This is a genomic window from Arthrobacter sp. P1_B4 (assembly GCF_056406555.1).
This window is the reverse complement of sequence record NZ_JBFTZW010000002.1, coordinates 36,821-51,758: the sequence shown is the minus strand read 5'-3', so window position 1 is coordinate 51,758 and position 14,938 is coordinate 36,821. Positions and strand designations below refer to the sequence as shown.

Genomic DNA, 14,938 nt, shown 5'->3' with positions numbered 1-14,938 from the left:
ACGCGAGCGTCCTTTCGCGAGGGGTGAGTGGGCATCCTGCCGGGCCTCGGTGCGGCACCCAGGACGGGCGCACTTAGGCGGATTCTGGTTCGCGTTGGAGCAGGACCGCAGTGATGTCGTCCAGGATGCCGTGTTTTCCCCGCCGGTCGCAGAGTTTCTTCACGGCGGTGTCCGGATGATCCTGCGCCTGGCGGCTGTCCAGGGCTGCGGCGAGACGGCCGAGGTCACCGCCGTGCAGGTCCAGGAGGCCGTCCGTCGGAACCAGGAGGGCATCGCCCGGGGCGAGCCGGAAGGTGTGCGTTTCCCAGCTTTGCCCGGGTATCAGGCCCAGTGGCGGCCCCGTCGGGGACAGGCGTTCAATCGTGAAGTCGGAACGGAGGATATAGCTCAGTCCCTGGCCGGCGTCCGCATAGTGGCCTGTGCCGGTTGCAGGGTCGATCAGCGCGTGGAACACCGTCGCATAGGAGCCCACACGGGCCAAGGTATCGTCGAGGCTCCCCGACACGTCCTCGAAGATGCGGGACGGCCCGGCTTCCCAGCCGGTGTGGGCGAAGGCGGACCGGACGGTGCCGGCCACGATTCCCGGACCGATGCCTTTGCCCATGGCGTCGCCGACGGTAATGCGGAACTGGCCGGCCGCGGTCATGCCGAGCTCGTAGAAGTCACCGCTAAGCCCGGAGGCAGGGTAAAAGCAGGTGCCCAGCGAGTAGCCGGCCGGTGCAGGGGGAGTGGGCGCAAGCAGGGCCCGTTGCACCCGGGCTCCGTTGTCGATGTCCCACGAAAGGTTCATTTCGCGCTGGATGATCTCAGTGAGGTCCTCGAGGATCTTCTGCTGCTCTGCGCTGAATACCCGGGGCGCCTGGTCGATGATGCAGAACGTTCCGACATGCGTGCCGCCGGGCCCGGTGAGGGGATGGCCCGCGTAGAACTGGATATGGGGATTGCCGGTCACGAGCGGGCTCTGCCGGAAGCGTTCGTCGGTGAGGGCGTTCTCCACGATCATGGTTCCCGAGGACATGATCGCCTCGGTGCAGAACGTGTCACGCCGCTCCGACTCGCGGGCGAGCGGACCGACGAAAGATTTCAGGAATTGCCGGTCCTCGGCGATCAAGGAAATGCTGGCCGCACTGACACCGAAAAGCCCCTGAGCGAGCCGCGTGATCCGGTCGAAGCGCTCCTCCGAGGGTGTGTCCAGAAGGCGGGTTCTGGAAAGGTCCTCCAGCCGCGCCCACTCCGGGGCTTCAGCCCCGCTGAGGCGCGATTCGGATTGGTAGCCCGTGCTTGTCATACGTCCTTCACACATCTGAGGCGATTGAGCCCAACGAGGCCTGTACGGCCGTTCGACGTGGGCGTCCGCTGTCCTCGCGGCGGGCTCCCACCCTTCGATCGAGCTTCCCGCCAGTCAGCGGGACCCGGTCACGGCAACCCTACCGTCGATCCGTGTTCAGGGCGTTGTCACGTCTTAAACGAGCCCGTATAAGGCAGTCTCCGGCCGGACAACCTCCACAACGGGAACGGCCGGGCACGCTGGGGAGCGTGCCCGGCCGTGTGTCCGGTGTTTGTGGTTGTTGCCCGGTCAGGTCCGTGACTCTGAGAGGGCCGGAGCGGCCTGGACCTGGTGGGCGGGTGGCTGGGCGCGGCGGTTGAGCCACATTTCGAAGACGTCGCTGGTGTGCCACTCGAAGGAGGCGAGCACCGGGGTGCCGTTGATGTCGTAGTCGACCTCGTCGAAGTAGAGCAGCGGGACGCCTTCGTTGACCTGGAGCTGTGCGGCCTCAGGGGGTCCGGCGAGGACGGGGAGCAGCTTGGCCCGCCCGTTCCGGACGCCGTAGTTGAGGGTCTCGAGCAGGTCGAACAGGGACGGGCCGAGGTTGGACCGGGCCGCTTGGGGCACGAGGGCCAGAGGGACGCGGTCGAGGCTGTAGACGACGGGCCGGGCATCGGCGAACCGGACCCGTTCGACGATGACGACCTCGGCCCCGCGGTCCAGGCGGAGCCGGGCCCGGTCGCCGTCATCGGCGGGTACCACGCGCTGGGAGATGATCCGGATGCTGGGGGTGAACCCGGCGGCCTGAATCATCGCGGTGTAGCTGACGTTCAGGTCCAGCGCATGGCGCTGCGGCACCCTGGTGACGTAGGTGCCTTTGCCATGGAGGCGGGAAAGGTACCCGGCGTCGATCAATGCCCGGTAGCCTTCGCGGACAGTGGCGCGGCTGACCGCGAACTTCACCGACATTTCGTCCTCGTTGGGGAGCCGGTCGCCGACGTTATACGTGCCATTGCTGATGAGCTCGGTGAGTTCATCTCGAACTTGTTCTGCAAGATTTGGCCGGCGACCTGACATGGTGTCCTCCCTGGGGCAATAAATCCAGTGTACTGGCGGTGAGGGTTCTGGTTAGACGCGGGCGCCGGCGGCGGCGTCGGCGTAGGACAGGGCGGTGCGGACCTGGGACACGACGTCCTTTTCACCGGGGAGCTTGCCGTCGAAGATGGCCGCGCCGATGGTGAAGCCCCAGACGCCGGCTTCGGCGAGACCGCGGATCTGGTCCTCGTTGACGACCGAGCCGGCAGCGATGGTGGGCCCATCGACAACGCGGGCGACGGCGGCGGTGAGTTCCAGCGGATCGACGGTGGCGTGGCGGTAGGCGAGCAGGTCCACGCCGTGGACGCCCTCGAGCTTGGAGAGTTCGGCGGCGTGCGCGGTGATCTCCTCGATGGTGCCGAGCAGTGCGCTGGGGTGCCCGGCGACGCGGCCGGGGAAGGGGGCGAACTTGATTCCGGTGCCGGCGAGCTTCTCGACGGCCTCGGCGGCGAACTTGCCGCCCACGATCCAGTCCACGCCGGCGGCGATGGCGGCGTCGATGGAGTCCATCTCATCAGCCTTGTCGACCGAGACCACCTCGAGGTAGACCACCAGGTCCGCGGCGTGCGCGGCGGCGGTCAGCTCACGTGCCTTCTCGGCGGTGGCGCCGACGTCCTTGAAGCCTATGTGGCGCAGCCCGGTGTCCTTGACCTGCTCGAGGACCTCCAGGGCGTTGTCGACGGTGCGGTCGTTGTGGGTGAGCATGAAGATGAATTCAGACATTGTTCTTGTTCTTTCGCTTGTGGTGGGTGCTGCTGCTGGTGGGGTGGTGCGTGTGCGGGTCAGGCGGGGAGGAGTCCGCGGACGTCGTCCAGGACGTGGGTGGGCAGGATGCCGGAGGCGGCGAGGTGGTCATCGGTGGTCGCCCCGGACATCACCAGGGCCGAGGCCATGCCGGCATTCAGGCCCATGGCGACGTCGGTCAGGAGCCGGTCCCCGACCATCACGGCCTCGTGGGCCGGGACGCCGAGGCGGTGCAGGAAGGCGTTGGCCATGTGGACGCTGGGTTTGCCGACGATCGCTTCGGCGCGTCCGCCGGTGCAGGCCTCGATGGCCGCAAGCATCGCGGCACAGTCGGGCAGGCCGCCGTCGGGGGTGGGGCAGTACGGGTCGGGATTGGTGGCCACGATCACGGCGCCGGCCTTCACGGCCTGGTAGGCGCGGGTGAGTTTGTCGTAGTCGAAGGTCCGGTCGAAGGAGACCACCACGACGTCGGTCTGGGCCGGGTCCTCGGTCAGGGTGAACCCGGCGCCGCGCAGCGATTCGATCAGGACCGGTTCGCCCACGGCCAGGACACGGGCCCCGGGGTGGCGGCCGGCGAGGTACAGGGTGAGCGCGTCGAGTGCGGAGATTACGTCCTGGGCCTGGGCCGGGATGCCGAGCCGGGTCAGCTTCGCGGCGTAGGCCTCGGCGGTCTCGAGCGGCTTGTTGGTCACGAAGACCACCCGGGCCCCGGAGTCGCGCAGCGCCGCCACGACGGTGTCCGCGCCCTCGATCAGGTCATCGCCCAGATACAGCGTGCCATCCAGGTCGAAGGCGTAGCCCCGGTAGAGCGGGGCCGCTTCGCGGCGGCCGGTTTCTTTGGCCAGTAGTTCAACGGGCATCGTTGCCCTCCTTTCGGCCCCTTGCGGGGCACAATACAAGTCTAACGTTAGACGTCTAACGACTCAAGTCGATGATGGAATCTTTGGAAGAAAGTTTCGCGGTGTGGTGCTGGTGCCGGGCGGGGGCTGCCGGGTCGCGGCGCCCCCGCCGGGCGGTCGGCCAGATCAGCCTGGCGGGCTGGCCGGGCTGTCGGGCTTTTTGGTGGGGCTGGGTTGGTCAGGCGTCCGCGGTGAGGGCCTGGTCGGTGAGGGCGAGTTCTTCTTCGGCGGTGTAGTTGCCGACGCGCTTGCGGCCGACGGCGAAGTAGTAGGCCATGAACAGGGCCACCATGATCACGGCGATGACGAACGCGAGGGGGAAGCTGACCAGGGCTGCGGGGATCAGGATCCCGGCCAGGATCAGTGCGATCCACATCGTGACGCGTCCACCGCGTGCCTTGTAGGGGCGGTGCAGGTCGGGGCGCTTCTTCCGCAGCACCAGGGCTGCAGCCATCATCAGCATGTAGGACACGGCCGCGACGAGCACGGAGAGAGTGACCAGGACCGGGATGGCGTCCGGGAGGATGGTGGCGCCCAGGATGACGAAGACGAAGCCGATGACGCCGGGGACGATCAGCGAGCCGACCGGTGCGTGATGCTTGTTGAGCTTGGACAGTGATGCCGGCAGGTAGCCTGCGCGGGACAGGGCGAAGGTCTGGCGTGAGTAGGCGATCACGATCGCGTGGAACGAGGCGACCAGGGCGGCGAGGCTGAAGATCGCGATCACCGGGACGATCCAGGTCTGGGATCCCACGACGTTGGACAGGGCCACGGTCAGCGGGGCCGCTGCGCCGGGGAAGTCGGACCCGCCGACGCCGGCGGCGACGGTGAGGGTGCCGAGGCCGATCACGGCGAGGGTGATGAAGGCCATGATCAGGGCCTTGGGGATGTCCTTGGCCGGGTTCTTGGTCTCTTCGGCAGCCATGGGGAGGCTTTCGATGGCGAAGAAGAACCATGCGGCGAGCGGCAGGGTGGCCCAGAGGCCGCCGATGCCGTTGGGCAGGATGGCTCCGCCCGAGTAGGCGTTCAGGTTATCCAGTGACATCTTCGGCGCACCGATCACCATGAAGACAATGAGGCCGACGACCGCGACGGCGGTGAACACGAATTCGATCTTCATCGAGTTGCCGGCGCCCAGGAGATGGACCACGGTCGAGCCGATGTAGAGGACTGCGGCGCTGACCAGGACCGGCACGTCGGGGAAGAGGACCTGCACGTAGGCGCCGACGGTCAGCGCCACCGCCACCGGGGCAAACACGAATTCCAGAAGGACGCTGACTCCGGCGAGGTAGCCCCAGACCCGGCCCAGTGCTGTGCGGACGTAGGCGTAGGCTCCGCCGGCGTGGGGTACTGCTGCGGACAGTTCGCCGATCACGGTTGAGAGGCCGGCGTAGAGCAGGCCCATGATCGCGATTGCGATTAGGTAACCCCAGTAGCCAGTGAGGCCCAGGCCCGCGTTCCAGCCGTAGTAATCACCGGAGATCACGGCGCCGACGCCGATGCCCCAGAGCAGGACGGGCCCTGCAACCTTGTGAAGATTCTTCTTCTTGTGCTCCGCCTGCACTGGCGAAATTGTGGCTTGTGACACTGACCTGCTCCTTTGCGGGTTGTATCCATCATCGGCGCCACGGGAGGTGGGCCGTCTGATGTTTGACGAGGAAGCCGCGGGATTGCTCCGGTGGCTGGGTGCCGGGCTGAAATCAGCGCTCCGGGACCGGGTGTTACGAAGGGGTGTTACGAACGGCCGCCGCGGGGGCGGCGGGCCTGGCTTTTCTCTGGCGTCATCGGCAGGGAAAATGTCCGGAAGGGGCTTTCGCGACCTTGTTCATCAAGCATACCAAGTCGTTAGACGTCTGACAAGAGTAAGTTTGTGTTGTTTTCCGGGACGGTTAGGCGTGCAGGCCGGCCGCCGCGCGGGCGGCAGGAACTGCCCTTTTCATGACAGCATCTGCAGAGGCGTCATCGGGTACGGAGATCGCTTCCCGCTGGAGGCGCACGAATTCCTGATAGCGCTCCAGTTCGTCGTCGACGTCTTGCGCAGTCCAGTCCAGGGCCGGGGCCACGGCCCTGGCAACCTCGGACGCGGCTTCTTCCCCGAAGTCCTTGGATTCAATGGAAATACGCAGGCGGCGCTCAAGGACGTCCTCCAAATGCAGGGCCCCCTCGTGCGTCACCGCGTACAGCGCTTCAGCCAGAAAGGCGCCGCCGCCGCCGCAGATCTCCAGCCCGAGCACCCTGTTCTCGGCCACAGGCTTCAAGACTTCAGTGGCCATGTTTCCGTATCGACCGACCAGGCGGGCAGCGTGGCTGGACGGCAGTCCGAGGGTTTCGAGCATGTAGGCGCAGACGCTTTCAATCTCGGCGGCAACGAAGTTTTCGCCACCGAGGAGGGGCAGGTCCAGTGTTTGTGAGGGGCGGGCAGTGCTTCGCCCCTGTGTCGCGGCGTCCACAGCGTCCTTTGCCATGACCCTGTAGGTGGTGAGTTTGCCGCCGGCGATCACCGCGATGCCCTCGTGGGGCACGTCAACGACGTGTTCCCTGCTCAGCTGCGCGGTCGAGCCTGCCTTGCCTTTCACGAGCGGGCGGAGTCCGGCGTAGACACCGAGGATATCGTCGTGGACGATCGGGACCTCGAGCACCTTGTTGACGTGGTCGAGCAGGTACTGGACGTCCGCGGAGGTGGCGGAGGGATTCGTTTTTCCCAGGTCCCATGGCGTGTCGGTGGTGCCGATGATCCAGTAGTTGCCCCAGGGGATGACGAAAAGGACACTTGCCCCTGCCCGCAGGATCAAGCCCATGGTGGACGGGAAGCGATCACGGTCGACGAGGATATGAACCCCCTTGGACATGGTGACTTCGACTGCCGAGTCGACGCCGATCATGGTTTGCGATTCTGCGGTCCACACACCCGTTGCGTTGATGATGGAGCGGGCCCGCACCTCGAACCGCTCACCCGTCTCTTCATCCGAGACGAGTACTGTGTGGTCCGCGCTGCCGGTGCCGGGCATGATCTCCACTGCGCCGGCGCGATTCATCGCATGGACGCCCCGTGACACCGCAGTGCGCACGATCGTTGCGACCAGCCTGGCGTCATCGACCTGGGCATCAAAGTAGCTGATGCCCCCACGGCATGCAGCACGGTTCAGGCCGGGCAGTTCAGCCCTGACGCGCTTGCGGCTGAGGTGGCGGTGCAGTCCGACGCCCGGGTGGCGGCCGCCGGCATAGCTGAACAGGTCATACAGGGCCATCCCGGCCCCCACATAAAACCGCTCAGCCAGCGGCGCGGTGACGGGGTAGAGGAACGAGACAGGCCTGACGAGGTGGGGTGCGATTGTGCGCAGGAGAAGGCCGCGCTCCACAAGGGCCTCCTTGACCAGCTTGAAGTTGAGCTGCTCAAGGTAGCGGATTCCGCCGTGCACCAGCTTGGAGGACCGGCTGGAAGTGCCGCTGGCCCAGTCGCTCTTCTCGATAATGCCAACGGTAAGTCCCCGCGATGCCGCATCGAGGGCAGCGCCGGCGCCGACAACGCCGCCGCCAATAACAAGCACGTCGAGTACTTGCGACTTCATCGCAGCGCGGGCTGCTTCGCGTTGCGCAGTGTTGAGTCGCCCGGTTCCTGGGGAAGTGGCGGTCTTGCTCATTGTGGCCTCCATGGGTCTGCCTGCCTTTCGTGGCCAGGCTTCATCAGCATCAAATGTCATTAGACGTCTGACGAATAAAAGTTGGTGTTGTTTGTTTGGGAATTGGTTTCGCGTGCGGTGAGGCCCGGCGTTTACAGTCCGGCGCCGATCCGTTCCGCTTCGGCGAGGGCGGCCAGGACGTCGGTCTTCGTCCACGCTCCGGTGAGGTAGGCGAGGTCGGCGATGTTGAAGCGGTTGCGCATGAGGTGGCAGTTCGTGAGCGCCCAGATGACGTCGTCTTCCTTGCTGGGGTTTTCCAGTTCGGAGAAACGGGTGGGCGCGCCGGCGGCGCGGAGCGCCGCGACGATTGCTTCCGGTTCGCCCAGCAGGCCCGAGAGCACCTCGGCGTGCGCCGGCCAGGTTGCGGCGGCGTCGCGGATTTTGGCGCCGGCGTCGACGGTACGGAGGTGTTCGAGTTTCTTGGAGTAGTCGGACCAGCACTCGTTGCTCGTGGAGCCGGCCTCGTCCATCCAGTCGAAGGCCTCCCGGACGGTGCGTTCGGCGTCGTCCGGCTCGGGGAGCCGGACGGTGCCGAGGCTTCCGGTGCGGAGCTTCTCGTTCATGTTCCGCCAGAGGATCGCGACGACGACGGTCGCGACGCCGACCTGGGCGCCGTGGTGGGCGGTTGCGGTGCCGCGGGCGGTGTTGGCCATGTCCAGCAGGTGGCTGATGACGTGTTCCATGCCGGAGGACGGGGAGGTTTGTCCCGCGACGCCCATCGAAATGCCCGACAAGGTCACGAACTTGGCCAGCGTCGACAAGGACTCCGGGTCGGAGGTCCCCACGCCGGGGGCAAGGCCCAGGAGTTCGGCGCCGTGGCGGCGGGTCATGGTCGCGGCCTCGGCGGAGTAGCCGCGGTCCATCTCGACGAGGGAGGACAGGTACCAGTCCGCGGGGGCGGTGAACATCGAGATCATGTCGCCGAGTCCGGAGCGGTTCAGCAGTGCCGGCGCCCCTTCCAGGACGTTGCTGTCGACCACGAGTGCGCTGGGCCAGCCGGAGTGGGCGGTGCGCTTGACGCCGTTGATCAGCAGCACGGACTGGTCATCGGCGAAGCCGTTGACGGAGGCGGCGCTTTGCACGACGACGTGCGGCCGGGTCCCGGCGGCGACCTTGCCGATGTCGCACAGGGTGCCGGAGCCGATGGTGACGATGACGTCCGCGCCGGCACAGCCGGCGGTCGCAGCGCTCACGGTGGTCTCGTCGGCGTGGACGTGGCCCGGGAGGGCCACGGTGGTGACCGTGCCGAGGGTTTCCAGGAGGGCCGTGACGGCGGGCTTGAGGTAGGTACCCGAGCCGGTGGTGTAGACGTCCTCGTCGGTCAGGACGGCGATGCTGTTATGGGCCGGGAGGGCGGCGACGATGTCGTGGACGGAGTCCAGCACGTCGGCGCCGATGACGACCTGGTCGAGGCCGACCAGGGGGTGGGAGAGGTAGCGGTCGAGGTCAGACGAGAGCGTCATGGCGTGTCACTTTCTGCGGGATGGATTCGACGGCGTCGAAGAGGGAGCGGTAGTCCTGGTAGGCCATTTCAAGGGCCTCGGCATGGGCAGGGTCGGGGTCGATACTGACCGGGTCGAGTTCGACCACGGCATCGACGGCGGATTCGAGGCTGGCGAAGGTGCCGGCGGCGACGGCGGCGAGCAGTGCCCCGCCGGTGGCGCTGGTCTCCTCGGTGAGCACCTTCTGGATCGGGGTATTGCAGAGCGTGGCCTTCGCCGAGAGCCACAGCGCGGAGCGGGCCCCGCCGCCGACGACCCGGACCGACTGGGCCAGGCCCATCGCATCAATCCGGTCGTAGATGTCACGGAACGCGAAGCAGTTCGCCTCGATGATCGCCCGGGCCATGTCGGTGGAGTCGTGGTTCATCGACAGCCCGGCGAACGTCCCGCGCAGGGAGTCGTTCCACCGGGGCGCCATGGAGCCGGTCAGTGCCGGGATGAAGCGGACCCCGCGGGCGCCGGGCTCTGAGCGGGCGGCGCGGTCGAAGAACTCCTGCTGGCTGACGCCGAGGACGTTCTGGGCAAACCACAGCGTGTTGCCGCCCGAGACGAAGCCGGGGTTCTCGATCAGGTAGGTGCCGTCCACGGCGTGCGCGTGGGTCTCGACGAGTTTGGTCTCGTCGAAGACCGGGACGGCGCTGGAGACGCCGACCGGTTCGGCCGTGCCGAGGATATCGACGACCACCCCGGGCCGGACCCCGCCGGCGCCCAGGCATGCGGCGTGGTCATCGCCGGTGCTGACCACAACGGCGCAGCCCGTGGTCAGCCCCAGCGCCGCAGCCGCCTCCGCGGTCAGGGTCCCGGCGACGTCGGTGGCGCGGCCGATCTCCGGAAGCTTGGCCCGGTCCAGCCCGGCGGCGTCGATGAGTTCATCGCTCCAGTCCCGGGTCACTACGTCATAGAGCAGCGAGGACGAGGAATTCGCGTGGTCCTGGATCGAACGGCCGGTCATCCATGCGACAGCGTAGCCCCCGACCGAGGGCAGCGACGCGGCCCGCCGGTACACCTCGGGCTCGTTGTCGGCCAGCCACATCAGCTTTGGTCCGGTGTGGCTGGCGTCCAGGTTCAGCCCCGTCCGGGCGAACAGCCAGTCCGGATCGATCGCGTTCCCGAGCCGGGCAACCTGCTCGGTGGCGCGCCGGTCCAGCCAGATAATGGCCGGCCGCAGCGGACGCATGTCGGCGTCCACCGGCACGACGCCGTCCACCTGGCTCGAGAGCCCGATATGGGTCACCTCGGCCGGCTTCACGCCGGTCCGGGCCAGCACGGCCCGGACGCTGGAGGCAATCCCGTGCCGGTAGTGCGCCGGATCCTGCTCTGCCCAGCCGCTGTGCGGGTGCGCCATCGCATACCCGCTGCTTGCGGTCGCGACGATCACGCCCTCCGGCGACATCAGTACCGCCTTCGCGCTCTGCGAGCCAAGATCACAGCCAATTACATATCCCAATGAAATACTCCTTTGTATCCCAGTGGCCTTCCCCCGAAGCCATCACCATCTGCGTAAGTCGTCAGACGTCTAATAACTAGATTACGGGTGCGGCTCCCGGCCGTCAACCCCCGCCGATGTCCTTCCGGCACGAGCACCCCCGTCGAGGTCCCCGGCCTCACTGGCGTCACGAGCCGCTGGCCCTGGGTGAAGCCGCCACGGACGTTGTCAAGGGCCGGCCGCGGTCTGGTCGCCGATTGGCGCAGAGCCTAGAATCGGGCTAGGCGCACCGGGCCAAGGCACCGGCCGGACACGCCCGCCGGAGATCACGTCCATGTTCCAGCGGTGCCGATAGGGGAGGCCCGCCATGGCGTTCATCAACAGGCCCAACAGTTCGCTGCCGCGGGAGCGCGCGTCCGGTGGGGAGTCCTGACCGCCATGGACACCACGGGAAAACTTGAAACGGAACAAAAGTACGACGCCGGGACCTCTGCGGCGCTGCCGGATCTGCAGGAAATCGAAGGTGTGGACCACGTCGCGGAGCCTGTGACTGATCAGCTTGAGGCTGTGTACTTCGATACCCCGGCCCTGGTCCTCGCGGCACGGCGCATTACCCTTCGGCGCCGCACGGGCGGGGCGGACGAGGGCTGGCACCTCAAGCTTCCCGCCGAGGCCGACCAACGGGAGGAGATCCATGCGCCGCTGGGGCAGCCGGAGACCGTTCCGGAAGAACTGTCCGACCATCTGCAGGTCCTCATCCGGGGCGACGAACTCGAGCCCGTCGCCCGGCTCAGTACGCGGCGCACCACCTACCGGCTATACGGGCCGGGCGGTGAGCATTTGGCCGACTTCGCCGACGACCACGTTCATGCCGAGGCCCTGCGGCCGCCGGGGCCGGCCGTCGACTGGCGTGAATGGGAGCTCGAACTCGTCCACGGCACAGCGGAGCTCTTTGAGGCTGCCGCCGCAACTCTGACGTCTACCGGAGCCGGCCACTCCGCTTATCCTTCCAAGATCGCCCGTGCCCTGGGCGATGCCTGGCCGGCCGAGTTCAGTCCCCGGACTCCAAAACCCCGGAAGAAGGGACCGGCAGTCGACGTCGTGACCGCCTATTTAGACGCGCGGATTGGTGACTTCATCGCCAATGATCCGGGTGTGCGGATGGGCACACCGGATTCCGTCCACAAGATGCGGTCCGCGACCCGCCGGGCGCGCTCCGCCCTGGCCACGTACCGCAAACTCTTCAACCGCTCAGCGGTGCGGGAACTCCAGGCTGAACTGAAGTGGCTGGGCCAGATCCTGGGCCCGGCCCGCGATGCCGAAGTCATGCTGGAGCGGCTTCGCCAGCACATCCTGGAGCTCCCGGAAGAACAGAGGTCCGGCCTCTTGGCCCAGATGATCGATCAGGAGCTGGTCGCAGCCCACGACGCGGGCTACAGAAACGTCCTGGAGACCCTCCGGACCGGCCGCTACTTCCGTCTCCTGGGCTCCCTGGAGGACTTCCGGGACAACCCGCCTGCCAAGCCACGCGCCTTCCGGCCCGCGCGCAGCGTGACGGCCAAGCTGGTCAACAAAGCCGCGAAGCGGGTGGAGCGTGCCCGGAAGGCCGTCAAAGGCTCGGCCGACAGGGCCGCGCGCGACACAGCGCTGCACGAGGTCCGAAAAGACGCCAAGCGCCTCCGCCACGCGGGTGAGTCGGTCCTGGAGATCCACGGCAAGCGCGCCGCCAAACTCACCAAAGCGGCCGGACGGCTCCAGACAGTACTCGGCGACCATCAGGACAGCGTCATGGCGACCGACCTCCTGCGCAGACTCGCGGCCACCCCGGACCGGCCCGCCGATGCCGACCTCGGCTTCGAGGGTTTGCTGGAGATGGAAGAACGCATTGCCCGGAAGACGGAGAACAAAGCCCGCAAGGCAGGGAAGAAGCTTCGCCGCTTGCGGCTGCGACCCTGATCCTGGACGCGTCGAGCGTCGGGTTAATGGCCGGACAGGCTGCCGGCCATTGCGGAAACTCTGCCGCGATCCCTGCGGTACATGGCGGAGTGCTCGAGGAAATCCTCCCGTCCGGTGGCCGCAGCGCGGCCGTCCGTCAGCTCTGCCAGTTCGTCCAGCCTGGCCGCGAGGGTTTGGAACACTTGCACGTGTCCGAAGCTGACACCGTACGCGTCAATGAGGGCATCCAGGCGGGACAGCCGCTGCTGCTCTTCGGGAGCCCCGGGGCCGCCGTTTTCCCCCAGCGGCACGAGCCGGTACGCGAGGTAGGCAAAGTCCCAGATTCGTGGTCCCGGCGAGGCCGTGTCGAAGTCGATGAGCGCGGTTAGCCGCCCATCGGCAAACACCATGTTGTACGGCGCGGCGTCGTTGTGGCACACGACTTCTGCGGGTTGGTGAGTGGGCAGTTGCCACGAGAGATCCGCCCGGGCCAGTCCGACGCTGGCGTCGTGAATGCGGCGGAGCAGGGCTCCGGCGTCGCGCAGAACGGAAGGATCCCAAATCCAGTCGGGCAACGGGTATTGTGCTGCATCGCCGTCGATGAAGCTGAGGACCTCGCGGCCATGGTCGTCCATGCCCAGTGCCTGGGGGACCTCAGTGACGCCAGCATGCCGAAGGGCTTCGAGGAGCGAATGGACGGCCGGCGTCCACGGCCCCGCGGTCCGGCGCACCGTTCGGCCGACCCGCGTGACGAGAGTCGAATTACCTCCGGTCAGAACTTCTTCTTCGTCCATCCGCCCAAATCTACCCCCGTCGACCTTTGCCCAGGACCGGGGGAGCGGAAGACCCGTCCGGTCTCCAACGGCCTGGACGGTGGCGTCGACTGCGTCACTTTGTGCCCCTCCGAAGTTGGACCGTGACGTTCCACCGCCAGCGGGCGCATCCGTGTCAGGATCAGTCATGACCGACCGCCTGATGCTCCTCGACACCGCGTCGCTGTACTTTCGCGCGTTCTACGGCGTGCCCGACACGATCCGCCGCGCCGACGGCACCCCGGTGAACGCTGTTCGCGGGCTGCTCGACATGATCGCACGGCTCACCACCGACTACGGTGCGACGCATCTCGTCGCGTGCTGGGACGACGATTGGCGCCCGCAGTGGCGGGTAGACCTCATCCCGAGCTACAAATCGCATCGGGTCGCCGAGGAGGTGGCAGGCGCCCCCGATGTGGAGGTGGTGCCGGACGCGCTCGAGGCGCAGATTCCGATGATCCGCCGCGTGCTCGAGCTCGCCGGCATCGCCGTCGTCGGGGCTGCCGACCACGAGGCCGACGACGTCATCGGCACCTACGCCAGCCACGCCGACCTTCCGGTCGACGTGGTGACGGGCGACCGCGACCTCTTCCAGATTGTCGACGACGCCCGTCAGGTGCGGGTGGTCTACACCGCGCGCGGCATGAGGAACCTCGAAGTCCTGACCGACGCCGACGTCGTCGGCAAGTACCGTGTGCTGCCCATGCAGTATGTCGACTACGCGACCCTGCGCGGCGACACCTCCGACGGGCTGCCAGGCGTCGCCGGCATCGGCGAGAAGACTGCCGCGTCGCTGCTCGGTGAGTACGGCACGCTCGATGCGCTGCTCGCGGCTGCCGCGGATGCAGGGAGCGGGCTGTCCACCGCAGTGCGGTCGAAACTCGCCGCGGCGGCGGAATACCTCACGGTCGCGCCCACCGTCGTGAAGATCGTGAGGGACCTGGAACTGCCGACGCTCGAGGAGGCCGGCGCGCGGCTGCACCCTGTCTCCGGCGGTTCGCGGGCCGAGCTTGAGCGTCTCGCCACAGAATGGAACCTCGGCGGTTCGGTCGGCCGGCTCCTTGAGGCATTCGACCTGCGTCGTTAGGGACGTCCCCGGGGCGTGTGGGCAAATGCCGGGGCGGAGGTGCGATCCGGACCGCACCTCCGCCCGCCGGCGGCCTGTTTTCAGTGTTTCTTGAAGGCGTCCTTGACCTTTTCGCCGGCCTGCTTCAGGTCTGCCTTGACCTGATGGCTTTTGCCCTCGGCCTTCATCTTGTCGTCGCCGGTGGCTTTGCCGGCCGCCTCTTTGCCTTTGCCGTGGAGTTTCTCGGCGGCGTTGTGGATCTTGTCACCCAGGCCCATGATGAACCTCCTTAGTTATGTCGCCCCCGCGACGTGAATGCCATGGAGGCCACACTTAATTGTAGGGACGGAACCGTGGAAAGCGGGGGCCATTTGGTGCGGTCCGGGCCATTCCCGGCTCCGGGACAACAATCCAGGTCAGGCGGTCACGGTTCCAGAATACAAATGCCGCCAGCCGAAGTTATTCGGGCAGGGACCCTTGGCAGCGGTGGCAGTGCGCCGGCCGAAGCGGCG

12 protein-coding genes are annotated in these 14,938 nt (G+C 67.1%); 2 read left to right on the top strand and 10 right to left on the bottom strand.

Going from position 1 to position 14,938, the window contains the following annotated elements:
• Positions 1–73 precede the first annotated feature (73 nt).
• From AC1D1W_RS01500 to AC1D1W_RS01465, 8 genes are all read right to left on the bottom strand, one after another.
• A complete protein-coding gene (locus AC1D1W_RS01500) occupies positions 74–1,288 on the bottom strand; it encodes a PP2C family protein-serine/threonine phosphatase (protein WP_476942753.1) in 1,215 nt (404 codons plus the stop codon).
• Positions 1,289–1,576: 288 nt separating this feature from the next.
• A complete protein-coding gene (locus AC1D1W_RS01495; RefSeq protein ID WP_243178212.1) occupies positions 1,577–2,344 on the bottom strand; it encodes a GntR family transcriptional regulator in 768 nt (255 codons plus the stop codon).
• A 51-nt stretch (positions 2,345–2,395) separates the two neighbouring features.
• Complete coding sequence (locus AC1D1W_RS01490; RefSeq protein WP_230012466.1) at positions 2,396–3,085, bottom strand: hypothetical protein; 690 nt, start codon at positions 3,083–3,085, stop codon at positions 2,396–2,398.
• Between the two features lie 59 nt (positions 3,086–3,144).
• Positions 3,145–3,966 (bottom strand): HAD-IIA family hydrolase, encoded by an 822-nt coding sequence (locus AC1D1W_RS01485; protein WP_043436900.1) that lies wholly within the window; start codon positions 3,964–3,966, stop codon positions 3,145–3,147.
• 217 nt (positions 3,967–4,183) lie between these two features.
• Complete coding sequence (gene eat / locus AC1D1W_RS01480) at positions 4,184–5,593, bottom strand: ethanolamine permease (protein ID WP_028278167.1); 1,410 nt, start codon at positions 5,591–5,593, stop codon at positions 4,184–4,186.
• A gap of 301 nt (positions 5,594–5,894) precedes the next feature.
• Positions 5,895–7,646: a glycerol-3-phosphate dehydrogenase/oxidase gene (locus tag AC1D1W_RS01475; RefSeq protein ID WP_476942752.1), complete on the bottom strand. Its 1,752-nt coding sequence runs from the start codon at positions 7,644–7,646 to the stop codon at positions 5,895–5,897.
• 131 nt (positions 7,647–7,777) lie between these two features.
• Positions 7,778–9,148, bottom strand: a complete 1,371-nt coding sequence (locus AC1D1W_RS01470) for an iron-containing alcohol dehydrogenase (RefSeq protein WP_459383527.1) — start codon at positions 9,146–9,148, stop codon at positions 7,778–7,780.
• Positions 9,132–10,634: a xylulokinase gene (locus AC1D1W_RS01465; protein WP_459383528.1), complete on the bottom strand. Its 1,503-nt coding sequence runs from the start codon at positions 10,632–10,634 to the stop codon at positions 9,132–9,134. Before AC1D1W_RS01465 ends, AC1D1W_RS01470 begins: the two co-directional genes overlap by 17 nt.
• A gap of 417 nt (positions 10,635–11,051) precedes the next feature.
• Between AC1D1W_RS01465 and AC1D1W_RS01460 the strand changes: the two genes are divergently transcribed.
• Positions 11,052–12,569 (top strand): CYTH and CHAD domain-containing protein, encoded by a 1,518-nt coding sequence (locus AC1D1W_RS01460; RefSeq protein ID WP_476942751.1) that lies wholly within the window; start codon positions 11,052–11,054, stop codon positions 12,567–12,569.
• Positions 12,570–12,592: 23 nt separating this feature from the next.
• Here the strand turns inward: AC1D1W_RS01460 and AC1D1W_RS01455 are convergent, their stop codons facing one another.
• On the bottom strand, positions 12,593–13,342 hold the full coding sequence (locus AC1D1W_RS01455; protein ID WP_243178217.1) for a phosphotransferase enzyme family protein: 750 nt from the start codon (positions 13,340–13,342) through the stop codon (positions 12,593–12,595).
• Positions 13,343–13,508: 166 nt separating this feature from the next.
• On the opposite strand from AC1D1W_RS01455, the gene AC1D1W_RS01450 reads away from it, so the two are divergent.
• Positions 13,509–14,447: a 5'-3' exonuclease gene (locus tag AC1D1W_RS01450; protein WP_476942750.1), complete on the top strand. Its 939-nt coding sequence runs from the start codon at positions 13,509–13,511 to the stop codon at positions 14,445–14,447.
• 80 nt (positions 14,448–14,527) lie between these two features.
• Here AC1D1W_RS01450 and AC1D1W_RS01445 read toward each other — a convergent pair whose 3' ends face one another.
• Complete coding sequence (locus AC1D1W_RS01445) at positions 14,528–14,704, bottom strand: CsbD family protein (RefSeq protein ID WP_243178219.1); 177 nt, start codon at positions 14,702–14,704, stop codon at positions 14,528–14,530.
• Positions 14,705–14,938 lie beyond the last annotated feature (234 nt).

What these genes read in the sequence shown, in the direction of transcription:
- AC1D1W_RS01485 (WP_043436900.1), bottom strand. Translation starts at nt 3,966, where the DNA reads ATGCCCGTTGAACTACTGGCCAAAGAAACCGGCCGCCGCGAAGCGGCC.
- AC1D1W_RS01475 (WP_476942752.1), bottom strand. Translation starts at nt 7,646, where the DNA reads ATGAGCAAGACCGCCACTTCCCCAGGAACCGGGCGACTCAACACTGCG.
- AC1D1W_RS01490 (WP_230012466.1), bottom strand. Translation starts at nt 3,085, where the DNA reads ATGTCTGAATTCATCTTCATGCTCACCCACAACGACCGCACCGTCGAC.
- AC1D1W_RS01470 (WP_459383527.1), bottom strand. Translation starts at nt 9,148, where the DNA reads ATGACGCTCTCGTCTGACCTCGACCGCTACCTCTCCCACCCCCTGGTC.
- AC1D1W_RS01460 (WP_476942751.1), top strand. Translation starts at nt 11,052, where the DNA reads ATGGACACCACGGGAAAACTTGAAACGGAACAAAAGTACGACGCCGGG.
- AC1D1W_RS01455 (WP_243178217.1), bottom strand. Translation starts at nt 13,342, where the DNA reads ATGGACGAAGAAGAAGTTCTGACCGGAGGTAATTCGACTCTCGTCACG.
- AC1D1W_RS01450 (WP_476942750.1), top strand. Translation starts at nt 13,509, where the DNA reads ATGACCGACCGCCTGATGCTCCTCGACACCGCGTCGCTGTACTTTCGC.
- AC1D1W_RS01500 (WP_476942753.1), bottom strand. Translation starts at nt 1,288, where the DNA reads ATGACAAGCACGGGCTACCAATCCGAATCGCGCCTCAGCGGGGCTGAA.
- AC1D1W_RS01445 (WP_243178219.1), bottom strand. Translation starts at nt 14,704, where the DNA reads ATGGGCCTGGGTGACAAGATCCACAACGCCGCCGAGAAACTCCACGGC.
- AC1D1W_RS01495 (WP_243178212.1), bottom strand. Translation starts at nt 2,344, where the DNA reads ATGTCAGGTCGCCGGCCAAATCTTGCAGAACAAGTTCGAGATGAACTC.